This window comes from Roseovarius sp. CAU 1744 (assembly GCF_039839345.1).
GTDB lineage: Bacteria > Pseudomonadota > Alphaproteobacteria > Rhodobacterales > Rhodobacteraceae > Roseovarius.
Window position 1 is genome coordinate 26,825 of the sequence record NZ_JBDOQV010000006.1, and the last position, 14,511, is coordinate 41,335.

The window sequence follows — 14,511 nt, forward strand, 5'->3', positions numbered from 1 at the left end:
CTTAGCTTACCGGCGTGACCGATACCACGGTCACCGCCCGGCGGTTCTTGGCATAGCAGGCTTCTTCGCTGCAAATCTCGATGGGCCGCTCCTTGCCATAGCTGACCACCTTCAGGCGGTTTGGCGCAACGCCCCGGCTGACCAGGTATTCCTGGACCGAGTTTGCCCGCCGTGCGCCCAGGCCGACGTTGTATTCGCGTGTGCCCTGCTCATCCGCGTGGCCTTCGATCACGGCGTTGAATTCGGGATTGGACATCAGCCATTGCGCCTGTCCGTCCAGCGTGGTCTGCGCGTCGGGCGACAGGTTGGACTGATCGACCTGGAACAGCACGCGGTCGCCCACGGTTTGCTGGAAATACAACGGTGATCTCGGGTCTTGCGCACTGCCCGGGGCATGCGCCCCGCTGCCGGCACCACCCGCGCCGCCGCCATTCGCCCCGCCGAAACGGTCGGCATTCGTGCAGGCCGCCAGCGCCAGCCCGGCGCACAGGATTACTGTCTTGCTCAGATAAGTCATAGGTTTGCCCCACTCGTTTGTTTCATTGCCCTGTCCTCTTCTATCACAGCACATCCGCCATGAGAATTGCGGTATTTGTCTAATTCTGCAGGGGCGACCAGGCGGGATCGCTGGCCCCGGTATCCGTTGGCACGGGTTTCAGGTTGCGGCCGCTGATATCGACCGAATAAAGGCTCGCCCGGCCCGATGCGCCCTGGGTTTCACGGGTAAACATGATGACCCGTCCGTTGGGCGCCCATGTCGGCCCCTCATCCAGGAATGAGGCCGTCAGCAGCCGTTCCTCGCTGCCATCCAGCCGCATCACGCCGATATGAAACCGGCCCTTGGATTGCTTGGTAAAGGCCACCAGGTCCCCCCGCGGCGACCAGACCGGCGTGCCATAGCGCCCCTGGCCGAAACTGATCCGGCGCGCCTCGCCGCCGCCCGACGACATGACATAGAGCTGCGGCGTGCCCGATCGGTCGCTCTCGAACACGATCTGGCGGCCATCGGGGCTGAAGCTGGGCGCGGTCTCGATCGAGGGCGCGCTTGTCAGGCGCGTGCTGGACCCGGTGGCAAGGTTCATGCTGAACAGATCGGTATTGCCGCCCTGGGTCTGCGAAAAGATCACCGTTTGCCCGTCCGGCCCGAAACGCGGCGCGAAACTCATCGTGCCGGCCTGGGTCTGCAGCACGCGGCGGCTTACATTGCCGATGTTCAACTCGTAGATGCGCGGCTCGCCGGTCTCATAGCTGGTATAGAGGATGCGGTCGCCCGTCGGCGAAAATCTTGGCGCCAGCACGATCGAGGAACTGTCGGTCAGGTATTTCACGTTGGCGCCGTCGTAGTCCATGATGGCCAGGCGCTTGGAGCGCGCATCCTTGGGGCCCGATTCCGCGACAAAGACCACCCGGCTGTCGAAATAGCCGCCTTCGCCGGTGATCCGGCTATAGACCTGATCGGCCACCTTGTGCGCCATGCGCCGCCACCCATCCTGGGTACCTACCAGCTGCAGACCCTGCCCCAGTTCCTGCCCGGCAAAAACGTCGTAGACCCGGAACCGGACCACCAGCTTACCCGCCGCATCGACGCTGACCGCCCCGGTGATCAGCGCCTGGGCGTTGATCGCCTTCCAGTCGGCAAACTGCACCGGGCTTGAGAAGCTGGTGATCTGGCTGATGAACGCCTCGCTGGGCAGTTCGCGGAACAATCCCGTACCGCTCAGGTCAGCGGCGATGACCCGCGCGATATTGCGCCCCAGCTCGGCCGCCGCCCCGGTATCGGCGACGAAATCGGGCACGGCATAGGGCAAGGGCTCGATCACCCCTTCGTCGATCTCAATCCGCAGCGGCCCCGGGCTTTGCGCGGCCAGCGGCGCGGCAAGAAGCGTCAGCGCCATCAGGAGGGTCAGAAACCGTTTCATCATTTGATCCTCATGTTCTCGGGATTGAATGTCATCTCAATATCACGCCAGTGATCATATTTGTCGCGGGGAAGATCAAAGCCATTTGCCCCGCAGCGCAAAACCGCCCGCCTGGCGGCCTCGTAGGCCTTGCTGACCGCGCCGCCCGATCCGCCCGTTGCGCTGAGTTGTTTGATCGAGGTGGGTTTGCCGGCACTGTCAAGCGTGACCCCCACGACGACGGTCACCTGCAACGCGTCCGTGCTCAGGCTGCCGACGTTCCAGCAGCGCTGGACCGCCACGCGCAGCGCATCCTTTTCACCGCGCGTCATCGGCGGCCCGCTGGGCGTGGCCGTCCCGGTCTCGGCGCCGCCGATGGCGGCGGCCACCGCATCATCGACCGCGTTGTTGTCCACCGCCGGCTCGTCGGGCGCCTGCTGCGCGGTCTGGGTTTCCGCCTGCGGTTCGGGGCGCGCCGGGCGGGTTTGCGGCCGCAGGGACCGGCTGGGCGCCGCCTGCGCCGGCTCCTCGGCCTCGGTCACGATTTCGGTGGTGGCCTCCTCGGGCGCCGTCGCATCGGTTTCCTCGCGCGGGGTATCTGCCGCCTGGTCCGGCACGGTCTCGGGCTGGACCACGTCATCCACCTGCGTATCCGGTTCGGGCTGCGCCACCGGCTCTGGTGCGACACGGTCGGCATCCTGCGGCTGCGCCTCGGGCGCCACATCGGGCACCAGCACGGCCGTATCTTCCGCGGGCGGAGTCAGTTCCGGTGCCTCGTCACTCACTTCCGCTTCGGCAGGGGGCGTGACCTCGGTCACTTCCGGGCGCGTGTCGGGCGGCGGGGTCGCGGCCACTTCTGGCTGCGTGATCTCGGGCTGGTCATCGGCCCCGGACCCCAGATCAGGCGCGCTCTCCTCCACCTCGGGCGCCTCGGGCGCGGCAATATCCACGGCGGTTTCCGGCGCGGTCTGCGGCGCGATCAGGGCCGCGTATTCCTCGCCGGATATCGCGGTCACGTCGGTCACTGCGAAAGGCAGCGGCTCGGCCCTGAACACGCCGCCGAACAGCGCCCAGCCAATCAGGGCCAGATGTCCCGCCCCGGATATGATCTGACCGGTATTCACGCGCGCCGTCAGCCGTCCCGGCCGTCCAGCGTCGGACCGCCGGTATCGGTGACCAGACCGATATCATTGAACCCGCCGCGATTGAGCGCGCCCATCACCTGAACCACATCCGCGTAGGAAACCGACCCGTCGGCGCGCAGATAAACCCGCGCACTGTCTCGTTCGGCAGCGATCGCCTGCAACTTGGACACCAGTTCGTCACGCGCCACTTCGGTGGTCTGGATCGTCACGGTACCGTCGGCGGTTACCGTCACGGTCAGCGGCTCCTCCTGTTCGCCCGGCAGCGCCGCGGCAGCGGTCTTGGGCAGTTCGACCGGCACGCCCACCGTCATCAGCGGTGCCGCCACCATGAAGATGATGAGCAGCACCAGCATCACGTCCACAAAGGGCGTGACATTGATCTCGGCCATCGGACGCGAACGCCCCCGGCCCCGCCGCCGGCGTTCACCCTCACCGGATTTCTGAATGACACCACCTGCCATCGTCTAGCTGTCCAACTGACGGCTGAGGATGGTGGCGAACTCGTCGGCAAAGGCCTCGTACCCCGCCACGATCCGGTCGCTATCGGCGCTGAGCTTGTTGTAGAAGATCACCGCCGGGATCGCGGCCAGCAGGCCCAGCCCCGTGGCCAGCAGCGCCTCGGCAATGCCGGGCGCGACCACCGCCAGGTTGGTGCTCTGTTGTTCGGCGATCTCGATGAAGGCGTTCATGATCCCCCAGACCGTCCCGAAAAGCCCCACGAAAGGCGCGGTAGACCCCACCGTCGCCAGAACCTGCAACCCGTGTTGCAACCCCTCGCTTTCCTTGGCGATCGCCACATCCATGCTGCGGTCGATCCGGGCCGTGGCCCCGGCGATCAGCCCGCCATCGTTGCGATGCGAACGCCGCCATTCGGTCATGCCGGCGGCAAAAATCTTCTCCGACTGACCGCCGGGTTCCGGACCGATCTCGTCGAACAGCTGGTCAAGCGGTTCGCCCGACCAGAAGCGGCGGTCGAATATATCCGCCTCCCGATGCGCCTTGCGATAAACGATCATCTTCTGGATGATGATCGACCAGGCCCAGAACGAGGCCACGATCAGCATCAACATGACGATTTTCACGATAAAGGTTGCGCGTGCGAATAGCGCCCACATGGAGAAATCAATCTCCTGTGCCATTGCCAGGGTTTCTGCTTCCATCTGCCTGCTCTTTTTGTGACTGCCCGGTTGTTCCCAAGCTTATTGAGGGGCAAACTAGCCGATTTTAAAGGGGAAGGCCAATCACATCGCACGATTGGCGGTATTTTCCCGTGTTTAATGCAGCATCAGGCGGATATTTGCCGGCAATCGCGCCGGTTGACCCGCCTCGTTGATGCAGACAACGGTCACGACGGCCTGAAACAGCAGTTCCTCACCGCGCGTCACCTTCTGGTCCAGCACGAGCCGCGCACCGGTGACGGCCTGCGTCGTGGTCTCGACGATCAGGGCATCGTCGAACCGCGCCGGCGCAACGTAATCCGCCTCGACCCGCCGGACGGCAAAGACGATCCCGTCATCGCGCATCGCGTTCTGGTCGATCCCGATTTCCCGCACCCAATCGCTGCGGGCGCGTTCGATGAACTTCAGGTAATTGGCGTAATAGACGATCCCGCCCATGTCGGTATCTTCGTAATAGACGCGGATCGGGAAATGGTGGGCCATGGCCCGGACCCTACGACCAGTCCTCGCCACAAGCAACTGTTCTCAGATAGAGTTCGCTACGCTCACGCAGATGCGTTTTGCGCTCGGGCCGCGCAGGCCTTGGGGCACGGCCCCAAACCCCGGAGCGGTTACCAAGGGACGAACTGTCGATTGAGGCTTCCCACCCCTTTTCCGGGCGCGGGGTGGGCGGGTGGGCGCGTCCGGAAAAGGGGTGGGATCAGCCCAACGGATAAGAGGCCAACGCATCATAGATTGCGCCTTCGGGCGTCAACGTCGATTGATAAAGTACGAACTCGCGAACGGTAAATTCCGGCAGCGAGAACGCGCCGGCCCGGGCCAGAAACCCATACAGTCTTTCGATTTCGCCCGGCGCCTTGCGCTGCCGGAGCCGCGCCAAAGTCACATGCGGGCGGAATCTTTCGCGCGGCAGGTGGATTCCGGCTTTGCGCACCGCGCCGCGCACCCGCGTCCGCAATCCGGCAAGGTCCGGATCAGCGGCCACCGACGCATAGACAAGCCGGGCCTTGTCACCGCCAAAGACATCCAGACCGGAAATCCGCAGACGGGGAACCGGCAAGCGGATCGCGGTCAGTTCCTCGTGCAGCGCGGCCAGCGCCGCCTCGGGCTGCTCGTCCAGAAAGGCCAGTGTCAGGTGCAGGTTCTCCGCCGCCACGCACCGCCCCACCGTCAGCGACCCCTGCACGCTCTGCAGCGCCTGAACGACGTCCTGCGGCAGCGGCAGACCGATGAAGGCGCGTATCACGGCTCAGTTCCGTCGGGCTTCCTGCAGCCGCGCAAACAGCCGCAGCGCGTGGCTTGGATCCTGCGCGACGGGCGGCAGGACCGGGTCATAGCTCACCCGGATCAGATCGCCGATTTCAGGCCGCAGGATCACGCCGCCCCTGTCGGGCAACGCGGCCAGCGGCGATCGTTCGGCAAAGGCCCGGTCCGACCACAGAACCATTGCCTGCACCATCTGGCTCAGCGCCAGGGTGTCTGCCGGCACGGCGGACAGGTCTTCGTCCATTCGAAGAAACACGAAACACGCCTTGATGGCGCCGTCCTCGTCAAACCGGAAAATCCGGTACTGATTGGCGTCCGCACCCTTCAGCCAGTCAACCAGCGGGGCCAGATCGGGGATCAGCCGGTCCAGGTCGGGCACGTCCTTCAATTCGTCCCATTGCCGAAAAAAGAAGAACATCAGGTTGGCGCCGAGCTCTGGGTCGGTCTCGGCCACCTGATGCCCGGCCAGCGCGGCAACCGCCTCGACCGCGCCCTTGACGACGCTCAGCGTCGCGTCCTCGACCCCAAAGACAATCGGCGCGATCGGCCGCCCCCAGCGGGCAAACAGAAATGTCCCGTCCGCACGGGTGAACAGTGCTTCGATCTCGTCGGGTTGCATGACCTCGGGCTCCTGTCTGTGACCGCGCCGGACATATCAAACCCGCCCCCGGGGTCAACGCCGCTGTGCCTGATCCCTTCGAAACACCGGCAGCCAAACCCGTGGATTACTTGCCGAACAGGTCGCTTTGCGTCTTTCCCGACGGTGCCGCCAAACCCAGGTGTCGCCAGCCGCGTTGTGCCAGCATCCGTCCGCGTGGCGTTCGCTGGATCAACCCCTGCTGCAGCAGGAAGGGTTCGATCACTTCCTCCAGCGCATCGCGGCTTTCCGAGAGCGCCGCGCTGATCGTCTCGATCCCGACCGGGCCGCCCTGGTAGGCCTCGGCGATCAGCCCCAGATACCGCCGGTCCGCCCCGTCGCATCCCAGTTGGTCCACGCCAAGCCGCGTCAGCGCATGATCGGCCAGATCGCGCGTGACCCGCCCGTCCCCTTCGACCAGCGCAAAATCCACCACCCGCCGCAGCAGCCGCCCGGCAATCCGCGGCGTGCCGCGGGCCCGGCGCGCAATCTCGCGCGCGCCGTCCTCTTCGGCCGGTGCGCCCAGCAAGGCGGCATTGCGGCTGACGATCTCAAAGAGTTCATCTTCAGTATAGAACTGCAGGCGCACCGGGATGCCGAAACGGTCACGCAGGGGCGTCGTCAGCAGGCCCAGCCGTGTCGTGGCGCCCACCAGCGTGAAGGGCTGCAATTCGATCCGCACGGTACGCGCCGCCGGACCCTCACCGATCACCAGATCCAGCTCGAAATCCTCGAGCGCCGGATACAACACCTCCTCCACCGCCGGATTCAGCCGGTGAATCTCGTCGATGAAGAGAACATCATTACGTTCAAGATTGGTCAGGATCGCCGCCAGATCGCCCGCCTTGGCCAGCACCGGCCCCGAGGTCATGCGAAACCCCACACCCAGTTCCTTCGACAAGATCTGCGCCAGCGTGGTCTTGCCCAGGCCGGGTGGGCCGTGAAACAGCGTGTGATCCATCGCCTCGCCCCGCTGACGGGCAGACTGGATAAAGACCTTCAGATTGGCCCGCGCCTCGGCCTGGCCGATGAATTCGTCCAGAGCCTGCGGCCGCAGGCTGCGATCCTGGTCGTCCGGCAACGGATCGGCGCGCAATGTCGGATCGGGCTCGGACATCCCCTACCCCTTCGGTGCCAGCAGTTTCAGCGCCGCGCGGATGAGCGCGGGGGTATCCGCCTCCGGCGCGTCGCCCGCGGCCTGCGCGACCGCGCCGGCGGCCTCTCCCGGCGCATAGCCCAGGTTGCCCAACGCGGAAAGCGCCTCGGCCTGGGCGCCGGAACCTGCCAGCGTGGCCGCGGCTGCCGGTATCTCAGCCGGGGTTACCGGATCGTCGCCATCCGTGTCGACCACCGGTGCAGGCGCGGCCCCCATCGCCATCACCTGCGGCGCCTTGTCTTTCAACTCGTTCACCACGCGCTGCGCGGTTTTCGGGCCGATCCCCTTGGCGGCCTTGACCGAATGCCAATCCCCCAGCGCGATTGCCCGACCAACGCCATCGGGCCCGAGCGTGCCGAGGATGGCCATCGACGCCTTGGCACCGATCCCCTGCACACTCATCAGCAGGCGATGCCATTCCTTTTCCACCAGCGAGGTGAACCCGAAGAGCTGCAGGTTGTCTTCACGCACCAGCAGGTCCGTATACAGCGCCACATGCTCGCCGGCACCCGGCAGCGCTTGCAGGGTACGTTCATTGCAATAAACCAGATACCCCACGCCGCGCACGTCAATCAGCGCATGGTCTTCGGCGCGGTAATCGACACGCCCTGCAATTCTGCCGATCACGCGTGCTGCCTTTCGGCCCGGCCTTGTGCGGGGCGCGCATGATGCGCGTGACAGATGGCAATCGCCAGCGCATCCGCGGCATCCGCGCTGGCCGGATCGCAACCCGGCAATTGCACCCGCACCATATGGCCGATCTGCGCCTTGTCCGCATGGCCCACACCTACGACCGTCTTTTTCACCCGGTTGGGCGCGTATTCCCCGACGCTGACCCCGAACTGCGCCGGCACCAGAACTGCAACGCCCCGCGCCTGACCCAGTTTCAGCGTTCCGGCGCCGTCCTTGTTGACAAAGGTCTGCTCCACCGCCGCGGTATCCGGCGCGTAGGCCTCGAACACGGCGGTGAGCTGCTGATAAAGCGACAGGAGCCGCGCCGCCATATCGTCACCGCGCGATTTGCAGACCCCATTGGCGACGTGGCTCAGACGGCTGCCCGCCACGTCGATCACGCCCCAACCAAGGTTGCGCAACCCGGGATCAATTCCTAAAACCCGCATGAATCTGCCCTGCTCTTATTGTGTTTTCCCAGCACTAGCACGAAACGGGAACAAACACCAAGCAGAATGCGCGGCCTCGCGCGTGACCCATGCGCGCCGACCGGCGCAGAACTTTGCAAGACAACCGTATGCAGACAGGACAAGCCATGCAGTTTCTGCATAGGGACAATGCAGTTTTCGCGTGTTGTCAAATGACCGGGCCGGGACTAGCTCGGCGCCGAGACATCAAACTGTTACAAATGGCGCCGCGCCCACAAAAGAAGGAAGGTCATCATGGCCGCTATCGACACAAACCGTACTCTCGCCACCGCCGGCATCGTTCGCCAGGCCATCGAAAAATGCATCAGCGCCGTCGCGACATATTTCGAGATTCGCGCGACCCGTCGGGCATTGGCCCAGCTCTCGGATCGGGAACTCGACGATATTGGCCTCAATCGCGGCGATATCGAGCATATCGGTTTCCATCACTGACCAGCCGGTTGGCGCGGGCAGTGCCCCCGGCCCGCAGCGTTGCGCAAAAAACATTGGCCCCGCGTCGAGAGAATCCGCGGGGCCTTTTGCTGTCCTTGTGCCACCGTTCAAAAGTTTTTCTAGGCGCGGGCCGCAAGGACTGATTTAATCGCCACGACACGGTGGCGGCAAAAATCAGGACCGGCACCCGAATTCAACAGCCCAGGGGTGCCACCAGATGTCACGTGACGAAGTAGCTGACGCATTCACCCTGCAACGCCGCAACCCTGCGGGTGGCACGCAGCCGCTGACCCAATGGGGTTTTCGCAACGAGACCGACCCGCTGACCGACGTGCTGCTAGGCTCACCCGCGCATCTTTTTCACCGCGCCACCTCTTCGCTTTCGCGCAAGCATCTGCGCGACGCGCCCTGCAACATCCAACTGGCCCAGGCGCAGCACACCGAACTGGTCGACGCGTACCGGCATTTCAACGTCAATGTCCACATGCTCGAGGCCGAACCGGAACTGACCATGCAGGTTTATTCCCGCGACAGCAGCTGCATGACGCCCTATGGCGCCTTTATCACCGCGATGTCGCAATGGTGGCGTCGGGGCGAAAACTATGCCGCGATCCGCGCCTATGAAAAGCTCGGCATCCCGATTTACGACATGGTCACTGCCGGCACTTTCGAAGGGGGTGATTTCAACGTGATCGAAGAAGGTTGCGTGCTGATCGGCTGCGGCGAGGCGCGCACCAACGAAGCCGGGGCAAAACAGGTGGCCGGATGGTTCAAGGCCGAAGGTTGGGAAGTGCGCATCGCCCATATCGACGAATACTACGTGCACATCGACCTGATGGTCGTGCCGGTGGCAGAAAAGCTTACCGCCGTTTGTCTCGCCTGCACCGAACCGGCGATCGTCGACTGGCTGCGCGCCAAGGGGCACGAGATCATCGACGTGCAGTTCGCGGACACGATGGCGCTTGGCTGCAACCTGATGTCACTGGGCAATGACAAGGTGATTGCGCCCGCCTCGTCAACCACGTTGATCGACCAGCTGCGCGCCCGCGGCTTCGAGGTGGCGGCCGTTGAAACCGGCGAGATATCCAAGACCGGCGGCGGCATCCACTGCATGGCCCAGGCCCTGCGCCGCAGGGGATGATCCCTTGCGGTATTGCGCCAGCCTGGTTGCATCTGCGCGATCAAACCTACGTTGGACGAAAACGGAATTTTCGAAAATTCCGTATCGGAAAATTTTAATTTTCCGTCTCGTTTTCTTCGAAGAAAACGGTTCCTTCATGAACGGTGCAGGCGACGGCAAAGAGCTTGTGCGGAAATGCGGTGACAATCGTTTCTGGGCGCACGTGGGCCGCCGCATGGCGAAGCTGCCGGCCATCCGCGCGCTCTAGGTAATCACGCGTATTTACTCAGAGGCTGCATTGTCGAAGGATAGAGGCATGGTGTGGTGCGAGTTTCGAGTATTATTCGACGTGAGTGGTTAACCAGTAAATCAGCCTTATGTATTGTTGTTGTCTTTCCCGTGTCCTGCATCCCCAGCCAGGCATAACGCAGATCATACATTCGGGCTAGATCAAGTTCGGCGTTGCAACAGGTGTCCCAACACGCAGGTTGCAACGCTTCTTGTTTGTGCGGATGATTTTTCGCTCGGCCCAAAAATCAACCCCGCGCCGAAACATGGCGCGGGGGATTTTTTATTTCAAGAAAATCACCTTGCGTCTGGAGTTCACCGCGTAAGTGATACCGAGTTGCGCCGCGCATCCTGACCGGGACAGGCATCGGACACGCTGCAGATTTCGGAACTACTGCAGGAACGGGCGCAGATACTGGGCAATACCGACGGTGATCGGGTCGGACTGCATCATGAACGCGCCTGCCTGTTCAACCAGTGTTCCTTCATTGAGCGCTGCAACGCGCTTGTCATAAATCGCCGAACCGGTATGGGCCATTACCATACCCTTGAACACGAAGAAGCCGACGACCAGCAACACAATCGCACGAAGCGGGATGCCGCGCTGACGGCGGGCCGGACGGAAAACGATCAGGCCGTCCTTGTCGACCGTACCCTTATATCCATGCGCCATCCTGGTGCGCTTGCGATCTAATTTTTTCAGTCGGGCTTCGAACCCGGCGTAATTGCTCATAGTATCGTTCATAGCAGTTTCCTGCGGTCTCGGCCCCCACCGCGATAAAGAAAAAACTAAGTTTGAAATGTGGCAAAAGAAAGGCAGATGCCCGGAAACGACTGATTTATAACTTATTTTCCGATATTTTTAGCAAGCGTTGTCGTCGTCCAGTCGCCAATCTCGCAGCGATCCTCCAGACTGTTTCCAGCCCGTGAATAAACCGCGATCACCTCGTCGGCCTGGCTGTTTAAAATGCCGGACAGAATCACCCGGCCTCCGGGCCGCATGCTGCCGGTAATATCGTCCGCCAGGGCGATCAGCGGTCCCTTGAGGATATTGGCGAAGATCAGGTCGTAGGGCGCCGATTCGACCAGTTGCGGATGATCCAGCCCGGCCGCTTCGATGCAGCGCACCCGCCCCGCCAGGCCATTGGCGCTCACATTGGCCTGCGCCACGTCGACGGCCACCTCGTCAATGTCGCTTGCCAGAATGGTCGCATCCCAGATCCGCGCGGCCGCCATCGCCAGCACCGCGGTGCCGCAACCCACATCCAGGACCGCGCGCGCATCAAACCCATCAGTCACCAGCCTGTCCAGCGCCCGCAGACATCCCAGCGTGGTGCCATGATGGCCGGTGCCAAAGGCCATCGACGCCTCGATCAACAGCGGTTCGGCCCCCTCGGGCACCTTGTCGGCATCATGGCTGCCATAGACAAAGAACCGGCCCGCCTCGACCGGCACCAACTCGCGCCGGACTTTCGAAACCCAATCCGTTTCCGGCAGTTCGGACACCGCAAAAGACCGCGCCCCGTGCAGCGTGGCCAGCAGCGCCAGCCCGGCCTCGTCCGGGGGGGCGTCGAAATAGCCACCCACTTCCCACAGGCCCGAGCCGTCCTCGATCTCGAAAACCCCCACGCCCGTGGGTTCCGGCGTCAGCGCCTCCAGCGCCTCGGCCAGCGCCTCGGCGGGGCCTTTGCCGGTCAGGGTGGTCAAAGCGGTATAGGTCGGCATCGCGCAGGTCCCTCTACTCGGCCACAGCCGGGGCGAGGGACGAGAATATCGTTTCGTTGCCCTTCACCGGGTGGCGCGGGATCAGGCAGGCCAGAACCAGCGACACGAACGCCATCGCCGCGGCCAGCAGGAACACCGCCGCGGGCGAGATCAGCCAGAGATAGCCCAGGGCCGCCGGCAGGAACACCGCCGCGATGTGATTGATGGTAAAGGCCACGGCGGCGGTGGGCGCGATATCGCCCGGGTCGGCGATTTTCTGGAAATAGGTCTTGAGCGCCAGTGCCATCGAAAAGAGCAAATGGTCGATCACGTAAAGCGCTGCCGCCAGTAACACGCCCCAGCCAAAGAAATAGATCCCGCCATAAAGCAGAAAGACGATCACCAGCCCGACATATTCGAAGATCAGCACGTTGCGTTCCCCAAAGCCGAAAACCGCCCGCCCGACCAGCGGGGCAAAGATCATGTTGGCAACCAGGTTTATCAGGAACAGCGCCGTGACCTCATGCACCTGGAAGCCGAATTTCTCGACCATCATGAATCCGGCGAAGACGATGAAGATCTGCCGCCGGGCCCCGGCCATGAACTGCAAGGCATAGTAGAGCCAGTAACGGCGGCGCAGGATCATTTTCTTGATCTGCGGGTTGGGGGCCTCGAACTGCGGATAGGCGAAGAAAGCGAACAGAGCCGCAAGCGCCGTGAAACCGCCGGCGATCAGGTAGACGGTGTTATAGGTCAGGCCCAGTGTTTCCCATGTCATCACGATCAGAACATAGGCTACCAGCGTCGCCGCAGACCCTGCCGCGACCAGCCAGCCCAACACCTTGGGTGCCTGCGCCTTGTCCAGCCATTGCAGCTGCAGAGACTGGTTGACCGTCTCGTAATAGTGAAACCCGATCGAACTGAGCATGGTGATGGTCAGGATCCCCCCCAGCGACGGGAACCACGCCGTCACCGCCGTGGCAGCGCCAAGCAGGATCAGGGATACAAGGCCCAGCACCTGCTCGCGCATGAAGATGATGATCGCGATAACCCCGATGGCGAAAAAACCCGGGATTTCGCGCACCGTATGCAGCCAGCCGATATCCGAGCCGTCGAAATTCGCCGCCTCGATGACAAAATTGTTGAGCAGCGCAGACCAGGTCGCAAACGCCACCGGCATTGCCGCCGCCATCAGAAACAGCAGCGTGACAGGACGGCGCCAGAGCGGCAGGTGGCGCGCCTCGGCCAGGGGAACGGTCTTGGTCATATCCGTCCTTTACGCCCATCGGCGGGCAATGGCGAGGACTGGTTCTGTGCGCCAGCTCACAGTTGGGTTAGGGCATTGTACCGACTTGCCGGCAATATTGTATGGCCCCTCTGGCACCGGCCCGCGCACTGCGCTAGCGATTGGTCAGTCATGACCCGAGGTGCTTCATGCCCAAGATCAAGATCGCCCTCAACGGTTTCGGCCGCATCGGCCGTACGATCCTGCGCATCCTGCTGCAGAATGGCCGGGATTTCGACCTGGTACTGATCAACGAGATCGAAAACCTGGATACCTGCGCCTACCTGTTCCAATATGACAGCGTTTTCGGACCATTCCCCGGATCGGTCACGACAGGTGACGCCTGCCTGACCGTCAATGACCGCACCATACCCTTCCTGAACACCGCCGACCTCAGCACGCTCGACCTCTCCGGCGTCGATCTGGTGCTGGAATGTACCGGCATGGGCGGCGCGCGCGCGGTGGCCGAGCGGGGGCTGAAGGCGGGTGCGCGGGCGGTTCTGGTCTCGGGCCCCGCCTCCGAAGCGGATATCACGCTGGTGATGGGAGCGAACGAGCAGGAACTGGCAGATCAGCGGATCATCTCCAACGCCTCGTGCACCACCAACGCGCTTGCCCCGCTGGCGAAGCTGCTGGATGACGCCTATGGCATCATCAGCGGGCAGATGACGACGGTGCATTGCTATACCGGCTCGCAACCCACGATCGACAAGCCGCGCGACGCCCCTGAACGCTCGCGCGCGGCGGCGCTCTCAATGGTGCCGACAACCACCTCGGCACAGCACCAGACCGGGCTGGTGCTGCCGCATCTCAAGGGCCGGATCGAGGCCCGTGCCATCCGCGTACCCACCGCCAGCGTGTCGGCCATCGACCTGACCGTACAGACCCGCGAAGAGGTAACCGGGGATGCCGTCAACGCGCTGATGCACAGGGCTGCGGCGCAAAGCCCTGTCTTCGGCTGGACCGATCAGCCGCTTGTTTCCGCCGACCTGCGCGCCCGGCCCGAATCCATCATCCTGTCGGGACGTGAAACCTCGGTGTCGACGGGCGGCCTGCTGCGGGTGTTTGGCTGGTACGACAATGAATGGGGATTCTCTCAGCGCATGCTCGACATGGCGCGGCGCATCGGCACCCGGCCCCGGTAACTCATTCGAGCGCGCCTGCGCGCGCACAGGATCTCTCGTCGTCCGCCTCCGGCCTCCTCCTCGGCGCTCTCGGGCAACTGTGACGTATCGAACGCAG

At 63.4% G+C, this 14,511-nt stretch carries 17 protein-coding genes; 3 read left to right on the top strand and 14 right to left on the bottom strand.

Going from position 1 to position 14,511, the window contains the following annotated elements; all coding sequences use genetic code 11:
- Position 1 precedes the first annotated feature (1 nt).
- From pal to ruvC, 11 genes are all read right to left on the bottom strand, one after another.
- Complete coding sequence (pal, locus tag AAFO92_RS12920) at positions 2-517, bottom strand: peptidoglycan-associated lipoprotein Pal (protein WP_347535745.1); 516 nt, start codon at positions 515-517, stop codon at positions 2-4.
- Between the two features lie 79 nt (positions 518-596).
- Positions 597-1,919 (bottom strand): Tol-Pal system beta propeller repeat protein TolB, encoded by a 1,323-nt coding sequence (gene tolB, locus AAFO92_RS12925; protein ID WP_347536375.1) that lies wholly within the window; start codon positions 1,917-1,919, stop codon positions 597-599.
- Complete coding sequence (locus AAFO92_RS12930; RefSeq protein WP_347535746.1) at positions 1,919-3,022, bottom strand: energy transducer TonB; 1,104 nt, start codon at positions 3,020-3,022, stop codon at positions 1,919-1,921. Before AAFO92_RS12930 ends, tolB begins: the two co-directional genes overlap by 1 nt.
- Positions 3,023-3,030: 8 nt before the next feature.
- Complete coding sequence (gene tolR, locus AAFO92_RS12935; RefSeq protein ID WP_347535748.1) at positions 3,031-3,504, bottom strand: protein TolR; 474 nt, start codon at positions 3,502-3,504, stop codon at positions 3,031-3,033.
- Positions 3,505-3,507: 3 nt separating this feature from the next.
- Positions 3,508-4,203 (bottom strand): protein TolQ, encoded by a 696-nt coding sequence (gene tolQ, locus AAFO92_RS12940; protein WP_347535750.1) that lies wholly within the window; start codon positions 4,201-4,203, stop codon positions 3,508-3,510.
- Positions 4,204-4,317: 114 nt separating this feature from the next.
- Positions 4,318-4,704, bottom strand: a complete 387-nt coding sequence (ybgC, locus tag AAFO92_RS12945; RefSeq protein WP_347535752.1) for a tol-pal system-associated acyl-CoA thioesterase — start codon at positions 4,702-4,704, stop codon at positions 4,318-4,320.
- Between the two features lie 217 nt (positions 4,705-4,921).
- Positions 4,922-5,467 (bottom strand): RNA 2',3'-cyclic phosphodiesterase, encoded by a 546-nt coding sequence (thpR, locus tag AAFO92_RS12950; RefSeq protein ID WP_347535754.1) that lies wholly within the window; start codon positions 5,465-5,467, stop codon positions 4,922-4,924.
- Between the two features lie 3 nt (positions 5,468-5,470).
- Positions 5,471-6,106, bottom strand: a complete 636-nt coding sequence (locus tag AAFO92_RS12955; protein WP_347535756.1) for a hypothetical protein — start codon at positions 6,104-6,106, stop codon at positions 5,471-5,473.
- 106 nt (positions 6,107-6,212) lie between these two features.
- On the bottom strand, positions 6,213-7,241 hold the full coding sequence (gene ruvB, locus AAFO92_RS12960) for a Holliday junction branch migration DNA helicase RuvB (RefSeq protein WP_347535758.1): 1,029 nt from the start codon (positions 7,239-7,241) through the stop codon (positions 6,213-6,215).
- 3 nt (positions 7,242-7,244) lie between these two features.
- Positions 7,245-7,907, bottom strand: a complete 663-nt coding sequence (gene ruvA, locus AAFO92_RS12965) for a Holliday junction branch migration protein RuvA (RefSeq protein WP_347535760.1) — start codon at positions 7,905-7,907, stop codon at positions 7,245-7,247.
- Positions 7,904-8,401, bottom strand: a complete 498-nt coding sequence (gene ruvC, locus AAFO92_RS12970; protein WP_347535762.1) for a crossover junction endodeoxyribonuclease RuvC — start codon at positions 8,399-8,401, stop codon at positions 7,904-7,906. Before ruvC ends, ruvA begins: the two co-directional genes overlap by 4 nt.
- 273 nt (positions 8,402-8,674) lie before the next feature.
- Between ruvC and AAFO92_RS12975 the strand changes: the two genes are divergently transcribed.
- The gene (locus AAFO92_RS12975) at positions 8,675-8,872 is read left to right on the top strand and encodes a DUF1127 domain-containing protein (protein WP_347535764.1); all 198 of its coding nucleotides are present in this window, start codon (positions 8,675-8,677) and stop codon (positions 8,870-8,872) included.
- 217 nt (positions 8,873-9,089) lie between these two features.
- Complete coding sequence (locus AAFO92_RS12980; RefSeq protein WP_347535766.1) at positions 9,090-10,013, top strand: dimethylarginine dimethylaminohydrolase family protein; 924 nt, start codon at positions 9,090-9,092, stop codon at positions 10,011-10,013.
- Between the two features lie 658 nt (positions 10,014-10,671).
- On the opposite strand, the gene AAFO92_RS12985 is transcribed toward AAFO92_RS12980, so the two are convergent.
- From AAFO92_RS12985 to AAFO92_RS12995, 3 genes are all read right to left on the bottom strand, one after another.
- On the bottom strand, positions 10,672-11,025 hold the full coding sequence (locus tag AAFO92_RS12985; protein ID WP_347535767.1) for a hypothetical protein: 354 nt from the start codon (positions 11,023-11,025) through the stop codon (positions 10,672-10,674).
- Positions 11,026-11,126: 101 nt separating this feature from the next.
- A complete protein-coding gene (locus AAFO92_RS12990; RefSeq protein ID WP_347535769.1) occupies positions 11,127-12,005 on the bottom strand; it encodes a 50S ribosomal protein L11 methyltransferase in 879 nt (292 codons plus the stop codon).
- 13 nt (positions 12,006-12,018) lie between these two features.
- On the bottom strand, positions 12,019-13,251 hold the full coding sequence (locus AAFO92_RS12995) for an MFS transporter (protein WP_347535771.1): 1,233 nt from the start codon (positions 13,249-13,251) through the stop codon (positions 12,019-12,021).
- Positions 13,252-13,418: 167 nt separating this feature from the next.
- On the opposite strand from AAFO92_RS12995, the gene AAFO92_RS13000 reads away from it, so the two are divergent.
- A complete protein-coding gene (locus tag AAFO92_RS13000; protein WP_347535773.1) occupies positions 13,419-14,414 on the top strand; it encodes a glyceraldehyde 3-phosphate dehydrogenase NAD-binding domain-containing protein in 996 nt (331 codons plus the stop codon).
- The last annotated feature ends 97 nt before the right edge of the window (positions 14,415-14,511 follow it).

What these genes read in the sequence shown, in the direction of transcription:
- pal (WP_347535745.1), bottom strand. Translation starts at nt 517, where the DNA reads ATGACTTATCTGAGCAAGACAGTAATCCTGTGCGCCGGGCTGGCGCTG.
- tolB (WP_347536375.1), bottom strand. Translation starts at nt 1,919, where the DNA reads ATGAAACGGTTTCTGACCCTCCTGATGGCGCTGACGCTTCTTGCCGCG.
- tolR (WP_347535748.1), bottom strand. Translation starts at nt 3,504, where the DNA reads ATGGCAGGTGGTGTCATTCAGAAATCCGGTGAGGGTGAACGCCGGCGG.
- tolQ (WP_347535750.1), bottom strand. Translation starts at nt 4,203, where the DNA reads ATGGAAGCAGAAACCCTGGCAATGGCACAGGAGATTGATTTCTCCATG.
- ybgC (WP_347535752.1), bottom strand. Translation starts at nt 4,704, where the DNA reads ATGGCCCACCATTTCCCGATCCGCGTCTATTACGAAGATACCGACATG.
- AAFO92_RS12955 (WP_347535756.1), bottom strand. Translation starts at nt 6,106, where the DNA reads ATGCAACCCGACGAGATCGAAGCACTGTTCACCCGTGCGGACGGGACA.
- ruvB (WP_347535758.1), bottom strand. Translation starts at nt 7,241, where the DNA reads ATGTCCGAGCCCGATCCGACATTGCGCGCCGATCCGTTGCCGGACGAC.
- ruvC (WP_347535762.1), bottom strand. Translation starts at nt 8,401, where the DNA reads ATGCGGGTTTTAGGAATTGATCCCGGGTTGCGCAACCTTGGTTGGGGC.
- AAFO92_RS12975 (WP_347535764.1), top strand. Translation starts at nt 8,675, where the DNA reads ATGGCCGCTATCGACACAAACCGTACTCTCGCCACCGCCGGCATCGTT.
- AAFO92_RS12980 (WP_347535766.1), top strand. Translation starts at nt 9,090, where the DNA reads ATGTCACGTGACGAAGTAGCTGACGCATTCACCCTGCAACGCCGCAAC.
- AAFO92_RS12985 (WP_347535767.1), bottom strand. Translation starts at nt 11,025, where the DNA reads ATGAACGATACTATGAGCAATTACGCCGGGTTCGAAGCCCGACTGAAA.
- AAFO92_RS12990 (WP_347535769.1), bottom strand. Translation starts at nt 12,005, where the DNA reads ATGCCGACCTATACCGCTTTGACCACCCTGACCGGCAAAGGCCCCGCC.
- AAFO92_RS12995 (WP_347535771.1), bottom strand. Translation starts at nt 13,251, where the DNA reads ATGACCAAGACCGTTCCCCTGGCCGAGGCGCGCCACCTGCCGCTCTGG.
- AAFO92_RS13000 (WP_347535773.1), top strand. Translation starts at nt 13,419, where the DNA reads ATGCCCAAGATCAAGATCGCCCTCAACGGTTTCGGCCGCATCGGCCGT.